This is a genomic window from Kitasatospora sp. NPDC022856 (assembly GCF_055561235.1).
This window is the reverse complement of sequence record NZ_JBVHHE010000041.1, coordinates 14650-27053: the sequence shown is the minus strand read 5'-3', so window position 1 is coordinate 27053 and position 12404 is coordinate 14650. Positions and strand designations below refer to the sequence as shown.

The 12404-nt window shown below is 69.7% G+C and carries 12 protein-coding genes and 1 pseudogene; 5 read left to right on the top strand and 8 right to left on the bottom strand.

What is annotated here, in order from left to right:
* Positions 1-173 precede the first annotated feature (173 nt).
* The 8 genes from ACZ34W_RS32580 to sph form a co-directional block, all read right to left on the bottom strand.
* Complete coding sequence (locus tag ACZ34W_RS32580; protein WP_465609293.1) at positions 174-515, bottom strand: hypothetical protein; 342 nt, start codon at positions 513-515, stop codon at positions 174-176.
* The gene (locus ACZ34W_RS32575) at positions 427-1104 is read right to left on the bottom strand and encodes a hypothetical protein (protein WP_465609249.1); all 678 of its coding nucleotides are present in this window, start codon (positions 1102-1104) and stop codon (positions 427-429) included. Before ACZ34W_RS32575 ends, ACZ34W_RS32580 begins: the two co-directional genes overlap by 89 nt.
* A 182-nt stretch (positions 1105-1286) precedes the next feature.
* Positions 1287-1670, bottom strand: coding sequence for a hypothetical protein (locus ACZ34W_RS32570; protein WP_465609247.1), 384 nt, complete (start codon positions 1668-1670; stop codon positions 1287-1289).
* Between the two features lie 48 nt (positions 1671-1718).
* A complete protein-coding gene (locus ACZ34W_RS32565) occupies positions 1719-2090 on the bottom strand; it encodes an aegerolysin family protein (protein WP_465609245.1) in 372 nt (123 codons plus the stop codon).
* Between the two features lie 140 nt (positions 2091-2230).
* Positions 2231-2659: a hypothetical protein gene (locus ACZ34W_RS32560; protein ID WP_465609243.1), complete on the bottom strand. Its 429-nt coding sequence runs from the start codon at positions 2657-2659 to the stop codon at positions 2231-2233.
* Positions 2656-3819, bottom strand: a complete 1164-nt coding sequence (locus tag ACZ34W_RS32555) for a hypothetical protein (RefSeq protein ID WP_465609241.1) — start codon at positions 3817-3819, stop codon at positions 2656-2658. The genes ACZ34W_RS32560 and ACZ34W_RS32555 overlap by 4 nt, the downstream gene beginning before the upstream one ends.
* A 106-nt stretch (positions 3820-3925) precedes the next feature.
* Positions 3926-4312 (bottom strand): aegerolysin family protein, encoded by a 387-nt coding sequence (locus ACZ34W_RS32550; protein WP_465609239.1) that lies wholly within the window; start codon positions 4310-4312, stop codon positions 3926-3928.
* Between the two features lie 107 nt (positions 4313-4419).
* A complete protein-coding gene (sph, locus tag ACZ34W_RS32545; protein ID WP_465609237.1) occupies positions 4420-5289 on the bottom strand; it encodes a sphingomyelin phosphodiesterase in 870 nt (289 codons plus the stop codon).
* An 832-nt stretch (positions 5290-6121) separates the two neighbouring features.
* On the opposite strand from sph, the gene ACZ34W_RS32540 reads away from it, so the two are divergent.
* The 5 genes and pseudogenes from ACZ34W_RS32540 to ACZ34W_RS32520 all read left to right on the top strand — a co-directional run bounded on the left by ACZ34W_RS32540 (position 6122) and on the right by ACZ34W_RS32520 (position 12392).
* Positions 6122-7528 (top strand): IS1380 family transposase, encoded by a 1407-nt coding sequence (locus tag ACZ34W_RS32540; RefSeq protein ID WP_465609235.1) that lies wholly within the window; start codon positions 6122-6124, stop codon positions 7526-7528.
* Positions 7529-8312: 784 nt separating this feature from the next.
* Positions 8313-8558 carry an LPXTG cell wall anchor domain-containing protein gene (locus ACZ34W_RS32535; protein ID WP_465609233.1) on the top strand — a complete coding sequence of 82 codons (246 nt, stop codon included), beginning with the start codon at positions 8313-8315 and terminating at the stop codon, positions 8556-8558.
* Positions 8559-8941: 383 nt separating this feature from the next.
* A complete protein-coding gene (locus ACZ34W_RS32530) occupies positions 8942-11290 on the top strand; it encodes an ATP-binding protein (RefSeq protein ID WP_465609231.1) in 2349 nt (782 codons plus the stop codon).
* Positions 11291-11485: 195 nt separating this feature from the next.
* Positions 11486-11845: pseudogene (gene lexA, locus ACZ34W_RS32525) on the top strand (transcriptional repressor LexA); the annotation flags it as partial.
* A gap of 178 nt (positions 11846-12023) precedes the next feature.
* On the top strand, positions 12024-12392 hold the full coding sequence (locus ACZ34W_RS32520; protein ID WP_465609229.1) for a hypothetical protein: 369 nt from the start codon (positions 12024-12026) through the stop codon (positions 12390-12392).
* The last annotated feature ends 12 nt before the right edge of the window (positions 12393-12404 follow it).

Sequence of the window (12404 nt, the reverse complement as noted above, 5' to 3'; positions counted from 1 at the left end):
CATGATCGGCTTTTATCAGGCTGGCACCGGCCTGCTCGGTTACCGGTGCGCCACGGGCCGGGTGTTCACCCAAGCGGGCGGGGTCGACCCGGGCCCGGTACGGTCTCGGTCGAGGGCGCGGCGGTCGCCTACGCGGCACGACCCCGGCGGCCCAGCGCCACGACGCCCGCGAGCTACGGGCCCAGGCCGAACGCGCCAAGAGCACCGCCGACGAAGCGATCGCCGCCGCCACGACCGCGCTGACCCGCGCCCGCACGCTCCGCCCCACATCCCCCCGCCGACTCCGGAACCCCACGGCCGCCGGCCAGCTCCGGGGCGCCGTCGAACGCGACCTCCAGGACGCCGAGGTCCCGGCAGCTGACCTCCGATCGGCGGCAGCCCGGCTGCGGACGAATGCCGCCAAGTACCAGGACCTTCTGGAACAGCTCACGGCCGAGGCGAACACTCGCGAACTCGACCCGCGCCAGCGGATCGCCGAAGACCTGGAACGCGAGACACAGCACCGGCAGCGCCACGAGGGCGGCGCACCTGCTCGAACCAGGCGTCCGGCCGAACGTCATCCGCGTGCCGGCCGATAGCCCAATCCACCCACCACCGGACCTTCGCCCACCTGACACCGGGGCACCAACACCACGCCGACCCGGCGGCCGGTGCGCGGAGCACGACACCGCTACAGCATCCGACCAGAGGCCGGCCACACCGGGTGCGATCCGGCCATCGAGCGTGTCTGAAAGCTGGCTCTGTCCCGTAATCGGTGGTAGCGCTCTGTCGTGGCCCCGGCCATCCGACGCAATCCGCTGACCTGTGGTTGTGGTTAGGTGCGTGGAACGCGGTTCCCGTCAGGTTGAAGATCACTTCCCCTTGGGCGGACAGTACGACTGCCGACGGGGCAGGTGGCGGCCGGGTCTCACTCCGGGAGGTTGGCGCGGTGGGTGCCACAGTGGAGTTGGCCGGGATAGGCCGGTCGATGTCGTTGACCGTGGCGGCCTTGGTCTGCGCGGGCCCGCGGCATCCGCTCAAGGACCCGGGCCCGGCCCAGCGCCGGAAACGGGTGTGCAGAGTGGCCCAGGAGCCGTACCGCTGAGGTACGTCCCGCCAGGCCACTCCGGTCCGGACCTCCTACGCGATCCTGTTCAGCACCGTTCGGTCGTCCAGGCGCGGACGCCCTGTCGTGACCTTGGGCTGTACTGCTCCACCAGCACCCATTCGGCATCGGAGAGCCCATGTCGGCGTATCACCCGCCATGATCCACTGTCCAAGACCACTTCGACGGGTACGACTCCTAGCTAGTTGCGGCCGTCGTGAATCGTCACGACGGGACTCTCGCCGTCCACGTCGCCGATCCAGTTCGAGATCTGGACGAGGATGGCCTCGTCGGAGGCCTCGACTTTGAGGGTGTGCTCCGAGGAACCCCACGCAATGTCCCAGTAGACCTTGACCGTGATGCCGGACCCGTCGCCGAGGCGGTAGATGACCGAACCCTCGGTGGCCGACCCGGCCAACCCGGTGCTCGAACGAAACGCCGACTTCCTCGTCTCCGCCGGAACATCGACCGGCGGGAAGTCGCTCTTGCCCTCCCACGTCCCCCAGACCAGCTGGTACTTCTCCACCTCAAGGGCGACCTTGGTGCGGTTGTCGATCGTGGCTTCGATGAAGATCTGCTCGGACATCTTCCTCTTCCTCTCTTGGTGTTCTGTCTCTGAATCTCGCCCGGTCGATCAGCGACCGTCGTGAACGGTGAGGGTCACCGGTCCCCTCCCTACCCAACCCTTCACGTTGACCGCGATGTCGGGGTCGGAGACCTCCACGTGAAGGTTGCCGGAGCCGCCCCACGGGACATCCCAGAAGATCTTGATGGTGGCGCCGGAGCCGTCTCCCAACTGGTAGATGACGTAACCCTCGGCCTCGCTCGCGGAACCCTCCTTGCCGCTGGCCCGGAATGCGGCCAGTTCCTTACCGGCCGGAACGTCCACCGGCGGGAAGTCGCCCTTGCCCTCCCACGTCCATTCGGACAGCTCGTACTTCTGTACCTCCAGGGCAGTCTTGGTGCGGTTGTCGATCGTCACGGCGATGAAGTTCTGCTCGGACATCGCGTGCATCCTCTCTCCTCGGTTCCACTCCAGTGGTTTCCGCGCCTTCTCCCGCCACCCGCTCCAGGAGGGCGGTGGCGGACCGGGGGCTGCGGTCCCGGGTCACTCCGCCGCGCCCGACCGTGGCGGGCGCGGCCGCATCAGCGGTCGTCGTGGACCGTCAGCACCACCGACTCCTCGGCCGCACTCCCCGTCCAGCCCGCGATGTCCACGCGGATACCGGCTTCGGCGGACTCCACCATCAAGCGGTTGGCGCCGCTCCAAGTGACGTCCCAGCCGATCCGGATCCGGGCCTGGAGGTCGTCGTCGATCCGGTAGACCACGTACCCGGACGTGCTGCCGGTCGTCGGGTTGCGTGCGATGCCGGCCAGCGCGACGGTCTCCGCCCCGGCCGGCAGGGCCAGCAGCGGGTAGCGATCGTGTTCCCATCGCCCCCACAGCAGTTCGTCCTCCTGGAGCTTCAGCAGCTTCCCGGTCCGGTTGTCGACGGCGCACCGGAACGACAGCCTGGCGACGTCCGGCCCTCGCGGACCGTTGGCGCGGGGCCCCGCGGGCTCCCCGGCGCTCACCGGTCCGTGGGCGCCGGGTAGGTGGGCGCCGTGTAGTACGCGTTGGCCTGGAAGGTCAGGCCCTCCTGCCCGGAGGCGAGCGTGTGGTTCGGGTCGTTGCGGACGACCTCGATGCAGTGGCTCTCCGAGTAGAGCGCCGTGAGGTGGAGGCCGGGAGCGGGAGCGCTCACCGCCTTCACCTCCGAGGACATCGTCGAGACGGAGTGCGTGCTCTCGTAGCCGAGTTCACGGCTCAGCGAGGCCGTCACCTTGGCGCTGAATCCCTCGACCTCAACGCCCACCTCGAAGCCGACGGACATGCCGACGCTCTCCCGGTACGTCTCCGAGGTGGTCTTGCTCACCCCCCACGAGACGCTGTGGCCGATGGTTCCGGACTCCGGGTTGTGCCGGAGGTTGAGCGCCTCCTGCCGGGTGTAGAAGCGCTTGCGCCGCACCGTGTACGTCGGCGAGTTCTTCACGATCCAGTCGATCGTCTTACCCGTGTCGACGACGGCGGTGCACGGGACGACGACCTCCCAGTCGATGACCGGGGCGGTCCGCTCGGGCACGTCGTCCCAGTCCGAGATGACCGGGTCCACCAGCTTGCCGTGCTCGGTGTGCTTCATCGGCACGTCGAGCACGTAGACGTCCCCCGGGTCCTCGCCCTCGTAGTCACCGTCGAAGTAGTAGATCCAGGTGGCGATGCCGGGCGACAGCAAGCAGCCCGTGCCCTCGGGGACGGCCTTGGGACGGATGGTCTCGGGGATCTCCAGGCCGCCGTGGCCCCGCCACGCCGCCACGGCCACGTAGGGGCGGCCACCGATCTCCTCCTTCACGCAGCGCAGTTCGCCCTGCGCGACGAAGGCCAGGCCGCGCAGGTCGGTCATGACGTCGTGGGCTTTGAGGATCCGGTCCGACGTCCACAACGCGCTCAGCGCGCGGTACCCGTCCGGGGCGACCGGCACCAGGCCGCGCAGCACGTTCTCGGAGTCGGTGACCTTGCGCCAGTCCTTCGGCTCCGCGAGCGCGCCGGAGCCCGCAGTGGTCTCCTTCACCCAGGTCATCGGCCCTTCCTTGGGGATGACGCTGCACAGCGCGTGGTAGCCGGCGGGTGGCTTCGTCTCCCCGGCGCTGAAGACGAAGGTGAGCTCGCCGAACTCCTGGGGCGCTGAGTAACTCATGTCCACTCCTGCGTATTCTCGGCCGGGTCGGACGGTCCCGCCCCGGCCAGGGCGGGGGCGGTCCGCCGTGCGACCGGTCGCACGGCGGACCGCCGGGGCGCGTCGGCTAGCCGCGGTCGTCGTGAATGGTGAAGACGGGGGCCTCACCGGCTCCCTTGCCGACCCAGTTCTTGACGTTGACGGTGATGTCCTGGTCGGAGGTCTCGACCTTCAGGGTGTTGTCCGAGCTGCCCCACGGGATGTCCCAGTAGACCTTGAAGGTGGCGCCGGACTCGTCCCCGAGCTGGTAGACGACGTAGCCCTCGGTGCCGGAGGCCGAGCCCTTCTTGCCGCTGCTGTGCCAGGCGGGGATCTCCTTGCCCGCGGGCACGTCGACCGGCGGGAAGTTGCCGACGTCCTCCCACTTTCCCCAGGTCAGATCGTACTTCTGCACCTTCAGCGTGACCTTGGTGCGGTTGTTGATGGTGGCAGCGATGAACATCTGCTCGGACATCGTTCCGGTCCCTTCTTCGTCATCTGGTCCGGCGCACTTTGCGCCGTCGTCAACCGCCGCGCGCCGGGGGCGTGCGGACATCTGTGGGGCCTTCGGTCCCGTAGGGCTCAGCAGCCCGCGGTCACCGGGTAGTGGTCGCTGAAGTCGGTGTACGTGCGGCCGCCGGCCGTCCACTGCGGGGAAGTGACCTTGAGGACCTCGCTCGCCCAGCCCGCGCACGGGAGCGCGTGGCCGTTGCGGAGCAGGACGAAGTCCATGTCCTCCGGGGGATCCGCCGGGTAGCGGTGCACGGCGACGCTGTTGCCGATGGTGTCGAAGGAGTTCTTCCAGCCGGTGCGCGGCCCGGGGTCGTAGACGTTCCCGAAGCTCAGGACGTCCGCGAAGTCCGGAGAGCTGCGATCCGTGTTGAGGTCGCCGGCGACGATCACCGTCTCGTCCGCCGGGACCTGCCGGTCCGTCAGGAACTGGTTGATCTCGTGCATCTGCGAGCGGCGTGAGACCTTCGCCTGGCCGGCGCCGCACCCGCTGTCGTCGGACTGGAGGTGGGTGCCCACCACGTGCACCCGCCGGCCGCCGACGTCCAGGAGAGCGTAGGCGAAGCCCTTGTCGGCCTCGGCGTCCCAGCCGCACGCCATGTCGTAGATGTACTGCTCGCACCGCAGGATCGGCCACTTGCTGACGATCGCGACCCCGCCGCGCACGTGCAACTGGGAGATCGTCTTGCCGTGCGTGGCGTCCCACCCCTGCTCGCTCACCCCGACGACCGGCGTGCGGTGGGGGTACCCCCGGCCCTCCAGCCCCTTGAGCAGCACCTCCGACGGGTCGGGGTCGAAGAGCTCCTGGAACACCAGCACGTCGTGGTCGGCGACGTACGCAGACTCGGCGATGAGCCGCGCGCGCTCCGCGTTGTCGAAGCTGCCCTCGCTCTGCTGCATGAGCCAGGACAGGAACATCACGTTGTGGGTCAGAACCTTCAAGGTCTTGTTTCTCCCGGGAAAGCGACGCGTACGGGGGTGGGCCACGCGCCGGCGCCGGGCCGGACCGCCCAACGTCGCGCCGCAAGTCAATCGATCGTACGCGCACCGCTCCACCCAGGCGCGCCGCTCGACCGGCACTTCCGGAGGGCGCGCAGGAGCACGGCGGGCTCACACTGGACCAAGAAGGGGCGTACACGGAGCATGTGCGCCGGGCGGAGCGCCCCTCATCAATTCCGGCACCGCGACAACCGTTCGACCGCAGGAGCGGAATGTCGGATCCGCATGCTTCCCGTGCCGGTCCCTTCACCCCGCCCCAGGTGAGAGGCGGCGCGCCGCACGCTCGCGCACCCCATGTGGTCGGTGCGCTCACCCCCACCCGATCAACTTCCTCACACTCCTGTGCCCGGCGGCCGACGCGTGGTCCCGGAGGCGCCGACGCCACCACCACGCCGACGGGAAGGCCTTCGCGGACATCATGCGCGGGGAGCGCGATCTGAGGCTCTTCGGCTACGACGTCTTCCGCTTCGGCTCCACCGAAGTGAGCTGCCCCGACCGGGCGCGCCCCCTCCTGCGGCAGTTCTTCATCGATTCACTCTCGCCCCGGACCGGAGGGAACGCCAGCTCCTGCAGCCACCGCACCGCGTCGAACCACCCCACTCCACAACTCCCACCTGACCAGCTAAAACGTCTCTGTCCTCACAAAGATGTTAGCCTGCGCGTTTCATCTGGGGGCGCGTCCGGATCATGATCGGAAAAGCGAAAGTGCCTTCTGAGCTGCAACGATGAGGCTTGTCTAAGGTCCCAGTCGTACCAGCAGGAAGGCACGTTCTGCGTGCACCCTACCCGGTCCCGACCCAAGCTCGTCGTCAGCGCCGACGGGCACGGGGTGGTCAACCACGCCGGCTCGCGTCTGCTGGCGGATCTGGCCGACGCCACCTCGCTGACCAGCGCCTTCAGCGACGCCCTGCGCCGACTGCGGCCGCGCGGGACCGGGCACGATCCCGGCCGTGTCGCGGTGGACCTGGCGGTGATGCTCGCCGACGGAGGCGAAGCGATCCGAGACCTGGCCGTGCTGCGCGACCAGCGCGACGTGTTCGGCCCGGTCGCCTCCACCCCGACCGCCTGGCGCCTGCTCGCGGGCATCGACACCAACAACCTGAACGCGCTGCGGGCAGCCCGGGCCGCTGCCCGCGAGGTCGCCTGGCTGCAGACCGCCGAGACCACGGACGGGATACCGCCAGCCCGCGCCGGAGGACGTCAACTGCCCGACCTGGTCCTGGACATCGACGCCACCCTGGTCACCTGCCACTCCGAGAAGGAAGAAGCGGCCGCCACCTACAAACGCGGCTTCGGCTACCACCCGATGCTCTGCTTCCTGGACAACACCGGCGAGGCCCTGGCCGGCATCCTGCGACCCGGCAACGCCGGAGCGAACACTGCGGCCGACCACATCACGGTCGTCGACGCGGCCCTCGCGCAGATCCCCGACGCCCACCGCCACGGCACCCCGGTCCTCATCCGCGCCGACAGCGCGGGCAGCGCCAAAGCCTTCCTCGCCCACCTACGCGCCCTCCGGCAGCGAGGCATCCAGACCACCTCCTCCGTCGGACACGCCGTCACCGAACAGGTCCGCAAGGCCATCCGGGTCCTACCCGACCAGGTCTGGCACCCGGCTCTGGAACAGGACGGCACCCTTCGTGCCGGTGCCGAAGTCGCCGAGCTGACCGGCCTGGTCGACCTCACCGGATACCCGGACGGCACCCGCATCATCGTCCGCCGCGAGCATCCCCACCCAGGCGCCCAGCTGTCCCTCTTCGACCAGGACGAAGGCATGCGCCACCAGGTCTTCCTCACCGACACGCCCGTCGCCGGCGGCGGCTCGATCCAGTACCTGGAGGTCCGCCACCGCGCTCACGCCCGAGTCGAGGACCACATCCGCTGCGGCAAGACCACCGGCTTCGGGCGCTTCCCCTCCCGCCACTTCGCCATCAATGCGGCCTGGCTGGAGCTGTCCCTGACCGCCGTCGACCTGCTCGCCTGGGCGCGGACCCTGCTGCTGGACGGCGAGTTGGCCACCGCCGAGCCCAAACAGCTCCGCTACCGCCTCCTGCACGCTGCCGCCCGGATCACGCGCGGAGCGCGCCGCCTACACCTGCGGATCGCCGCCACCTGGCCCTGGCGCCACGAACTGACCGCGGCGTTCAACCGCCTGGTGGCACTACCCCGACCGGCCACCTGACAGACCAAGCCGCCCCTGACCACCACGACACGAGGAACAGGAGCACCCGGCCATCGCGCCGGGCCCTCGGCATGCCCACCGTCCGACGGCAACCCCACGACCTTCAACCTGGAGATCACCCCAGATCAGCCGACGCGAAGCGAAACACGGAGGTTAGGACAGAGACGTACCCGGACAGCAAAACGGCTGGTCAACCCGCTATAGCGTCGGGTTGACCAGCCGCATTCGGTCGGTTGACCAAGTGTATCCGCCGCCGTGTCCTCGCACTGCCGTGCCGCCCGCGTCGAACACCTGGTGCGCTGGCACACCCCGATTCGTAGTGCGTGATCTCTCGCTGGCGGAAGCCGGGGTGGTGCCATGCCCCCATTCGCCTCGACTCGCCAGCCTCTGTGCACAGCCACAGCTCGGACTACGGCCGGAGTAACAGCCCCGCTGTTCCTGCGCGAAATCTCATCGGAACGGCCAGAGGAAATGGCCGTGAAAGACGAGGCAGAAATCATGAGCGAAGCTCAGAAGTCCGCTCCGCGTGGTGCAGGTATTTCGGAGTCCGACGCACACCCCGGCACAAGTGCCCCCCACCCACCACCGTCACCCCCTCCAGCGCCCCGCCGTCCTCGGCGAAGCCCGTCACCCCCTCCAGCAGCCACTTCACGGCCTCACCGGGAGTACCTCGGTCCCGTCCGTGCCGGCGGCCTCTCCCTCGCCGAGCGCGATCCGGCCGGGCCCGTCGTCGGCGTCCCTTTCCGGGACGGGTCCGGCCTCCCCCGCCGCTCCGGTGCCGAGCATGAGCGAGGGCGAGCCGGAGCAGGTGTCGTTCCCGATCGCCACGCCGACCATCGCACCGTTGGTGATCCCGCCTGCGGCGGTCGCCAAGGCCAAGACCACGGCCGACACCGTCGAGCGGAGTCTGGCCCAGACCGGCGGGGGCGGTGACAGCACCGCGATCGCCGTCGCCGGCGCGGTCCTGCTCGGCACGGGTGCCGGCGCGCTCGTGGTGGTCCGGCACCGCCGGTCGGCCCGGCACGCGTAACCTCGGCGAAGTGACCGACCGCCGCGGCCTCAGGGCCGGGGCGGTCCCGTCCGCGCAGATTTCCGCCGCCGTCCGCCTCGTCGCCGTTCATCTCTCAGCCCCTGGGTATCAGCTGGTGGCGGCCTGCCCTCCTCCTTCCGGGCCACCCTCAAGCGCTGGAGCCGACACCGACCTGGGCTGCGCACGCGGACGGTCACATCGGGAGATCCAGGGATGTGACTGGGGGCCTTGCGTGGTTTACGTCGGCGGCTTGCCGAGGGCGCCGGGGTGGTCGCCGACCGCTACGGTTCCGTTCGGCGGCGGTGCGCATCGCAAGACCAGATCGCGGCGGGTAGCGATGCTCGGCGTTTGACCCTCTGGTGGAGTCGATCTAGCCTCCGAGTATGGGCGGTACCGGGCAGAATGCCCACGAGGCGGTCGATCTTCCCGATCAACTGACCAGCTTCGTAGGTCGTGAACGGGAGATCTTGAAGGTCAGGGATCTGCTCTCGACCACGCGCGCGGTGACCCTGGTGGGCCCCGGAGGTGTCGGAAAGACACGGCTCGCGCTGCGCGTGGCGGGGCGGGTGCGCAGGGCGTTCGCGGGCGGGGTGGCGTTCGTCGATCTCGGCTCCTTGCGGGACGGTGACCTGCTCACCTACACGGTGGCCGGGGCGCTCGGCATCGAGAGCCGCAGCCCGAGTGGCGGGGTAGGGGTCCTCACTGACTTCCTGCGCGACCGGCGGATGCTGCTGGTGTTCGACAACTGCGAGCAGCTCGCGGATACGTGCGCCGAGCTCATCAACACACTTCTCAGGACCGCGAGCTGGGTGCGGGTTCTTGCGACGAGCCGTCAGCTTCTCGGCGTGACGGGTGAGCACCGGTGGCAGGTCCCCCCGCTGCCGGTGCCGGCCCCGGACCGGCCGGGACGTCTGGCCGGTGTACCGAAGTCCGCGGCACTCGCCCTGTTCGCCGAACGCGCCGCGTCCGTCACAGACTTCACCCTGACCGACGAGAACTGGCGCGACGTGGCGCGCCTGTGCCGCAGGCTGGACGGCCTGCCGCTCGCGATCGAGCTGGCCGCGGCCGGCACCCGGGTGCTGTCCGTGCGAGACATCCTCCGGCGGCTCGACGGAAGGCTCGGTATCCCGTCCGCCACCGACCGTGCGGCACCTGCCCGGCACCGCTCACTGGCAGCGGTGGTGGACTGGAGCTATGACCTCTGCTCGCCGCAGGAGCGCCTCCTGTGGGCTCGGGCCTCCGTCTTCGCGGGCCATTTCACCCTGTACGCCGCCGAACAGGTCTGCAGCGACGAGACCCTTCCCACCGACACCGTCCTGGAGCTGGTCACCGGCCTGGTCGACAAATCCGTCCTGATTGCCGAACGGCGCTCCGGTGAGGTGCGCTACCGCCTCCTCGACACCCTGGCCCACTACGGCCGCGAACTACTGCGCGAAGCAGGTGAGGAGGACACACAGCGTCGGCGCCACCGCGACCTCTACCTGAGTCTTTCGGCGCGCCTTGCGGAGGACTGGTTCGGGCCCGGTCAGGTCGAGAGGTGCTCGCAGATGCAGGCGGAGCACGCCAACCTCCGAGCAGCCCTGGACTACTGCTTCACCACGCCCGGCGAGAGTGCGACCGGCATGGCCATGCTCACGGCACTCGCCCACCACTGGATCGCAGGAGGCCACTCGACGGAGGGGCGCCACTGGTTCGGCCGGGCCCTCGCACTGGACCCCGATGCCACCCTCCAGCGGAGCGCGGCACTGCTCTACAGCAGTGCCCTCGCCGCGCAACAGGGGGACACCACCGCGGTGCTACGCGCGCTCGAAGAGTGCCGGGCCATCGCGCAGGACCTCGACATCGCGATCATGGAAGCGCACGCAACCGGCATCGCCGGCTATGCGGCCCTCACCGAGAACAACCCCGAATCGGCGCTCGCCAGCCTGCGGGACGCCGTGCGGCAGATGCACCGGATGGAAGTCCCCCCCGAGCGGTACCTGTACATACCGATCCTTTCCTCGATGGCGATGCTGCAGATGGGCGACCTCGACCAGGCGGCCGAAGCTGCCGAGGAGGTACGACGGATCAGCACCGGGGTCGGTGAGCGCTGGCACTTGGCGTCGGCCCTGATTATTCTCGGATGCGTCGAGTTCGCCCGTGGAAATCCGACGGCCGCCTCCGAGCACGCCCTGGCCGCCGCGAAGATCGGATCGGCCTTCGGGGACGCGACCACCGTCGGCAGGTCCGCCCGGATCATGGGGTGGGTGGCCATGGCCGAAGGCGACCACCGGCGGGGAGCCGTCCTCACCGGCGTGTGGCAGGAATCCCGGCGCAGGACCGGTGTGGCCGAACACCTGCCGGCCGTCTTCAACAAGGTCATCGAGCCGCTCGACGCCGCTGCCAGAGCGGCGCTCGGCGAGTCGCGCTACCAGGCAGCGATCGCCGAGGGAGCCGACCTCGACCTGGACCAGGCCGTCGCCTTCGCCCTGGGCACCAACAGTACCGAAGCGCAAGGCGAGCCGGCGACGAGGGACGACACGCATTCGCTGACGAAACGGGAACAGCAGGTCGCAGAACTGGTGGCTGACGGGATGTCTAACAAGGAGATCGCGCAGAGCCTGGTGATCGCCCAGCGAACCGCCGAGAGCCACGTCGACCACATCCTCACGAAACTCGGCTACTCGACCCGGGCCCAGATCGCCGCCTGGGTCACCCGGCGTTCGGGGGACGCGGCGAACGGACCGCAGTAACGCCCCACCGGAGGATGCGGTGCCTGACGGAGTGAAATTCGTGCGAGCTGTCGGTGTCCTCGCCCACGCCCATCATTCGGGTGTGCCCGACCATCCGGCCGAACGGCCGCAGGCTGGCCGGGCGGTCGCCGGGCTGGGTGGTGCCCGCGGAGGGGGTCGGCCTGGTGATGAGCGGCAGTCCTCTCCTGCCGCAATGTCCGACGGATCGCCGCCGGCGGGCCGATCCTGGCCGAACAGACCGTCGAGGACGTCTTCCCGCTGCCGCGCCAGCTGGTCGGTGAGGGCGAGCTGTTCGCGCTCACCGTGTCCGGCGACTCCATGAACGGCCCCGGCGCCGCCATCTGCGACGGCGACTGGGTCACCGTCCGCCGCCAGCCGGTCGCCGAGAACGGCGACATCGTGGCCGCGATGATCGACGGCGACGCCACCGTCAAGCGCCTCAAGCGCGAGGACGGCCGGATCTGGCTGATGCCGCACAATCCCGCATACGAGCCGATCAACGGCGACAACGCCACCATCCTCGGCAAGGTCGTGGCGGTCCTGCGCCGCCTGTGACCAAGCCGCGCGGCCTCCACCCGGCAGTCCATCGCGATCAGCGGGATCGTCGCACCACCTGGAAGACGGACCACCAACACCTCTGTCCCACAGCGTACTTGGCACCGCCCCGGCAGGAGAACATGGGACGCCTGGACCACCTCGGCCCGGCGGCCGCCACCAAGACTTCGTCGGCCTCGTGCGCTCTCGCCAGCACGAGGAACTCGCCAAGGACGGCCTGCACCAATCCACCCGGCGCGCCCTGCAGCGCAGGCTGGCCCGGGTCGCCGAGATTGCCGACCAGGCCGACGGTACGGCCCCGGCCTCCCTGCTGGGCCGCGCCGAGCGCGGCGCCGAGCTGGTCACCCTCGCGCAGCGCTGGCGCGACCACCCGGCCTACCACGGGGTCGGAGTCCGCCGGTCCACGGAGCCGGCAGCCGTGAGCAGCGCGCCCGCCCCGCAGCTCCCAGCCTCGGTCATGCGGATCACAGCCGTCGCGATCTGGGCGGCGCGGGTGTACAGGCCGCCTACCTGGGCCGGAGTCAGAGCGAGCACGTGCCGGAGGTGATCTTCTGAGGTA

Excerpts from the sequence above, each read along its gene's own strand:
- ACZ34W_RS32565 (WP_465609245.1), bottom strand. The coding sequence starts at position 2,090 with ATGTCCGAGCAGAACTTCATCGCCGTGACGATCGACAACCGCACCAAG.
- ACZ34W_RS32530 (WP_465609231.1), top strand. The coding sequence starts at position 8,942 with ATGGGCGGTACCGGGCAGAATGCCCACGAGGCGGTCGATCTTCCCGAT.
- ACZ34W_RS32550 (WP_465609239.1), bottom strand. The coding sequence starts at position 4,312 with ATGTCCGAGCAGATGTTCATCGCTGCCACCATCAACAACCGCACCAAG.
- ACZ34W_RS32555 (WP_465609241.1), bottom strand. The coding sequence starts at position 3,819 with ATGAGTTACTCAGCGCCCCAGGAGTTCGGCGAGCTCACCTTCGTCTTC.
- ACZ34W_RS32535 (WP_465609233.1), top strand. The coding sequence starts at position 8,313 with ATGAGCGAGGGCGAGCCGGAGCAGGTGTCGTTCCCGATCGCCACGCCG.
- ACZ34W_RS32570 (WP_465609247.1), bottom strand. The coding sequence starts at position 1,670 with ATGTCCGAGCAGATCTTCATCGAAGCCACGATCGACAACCGCACCAAG.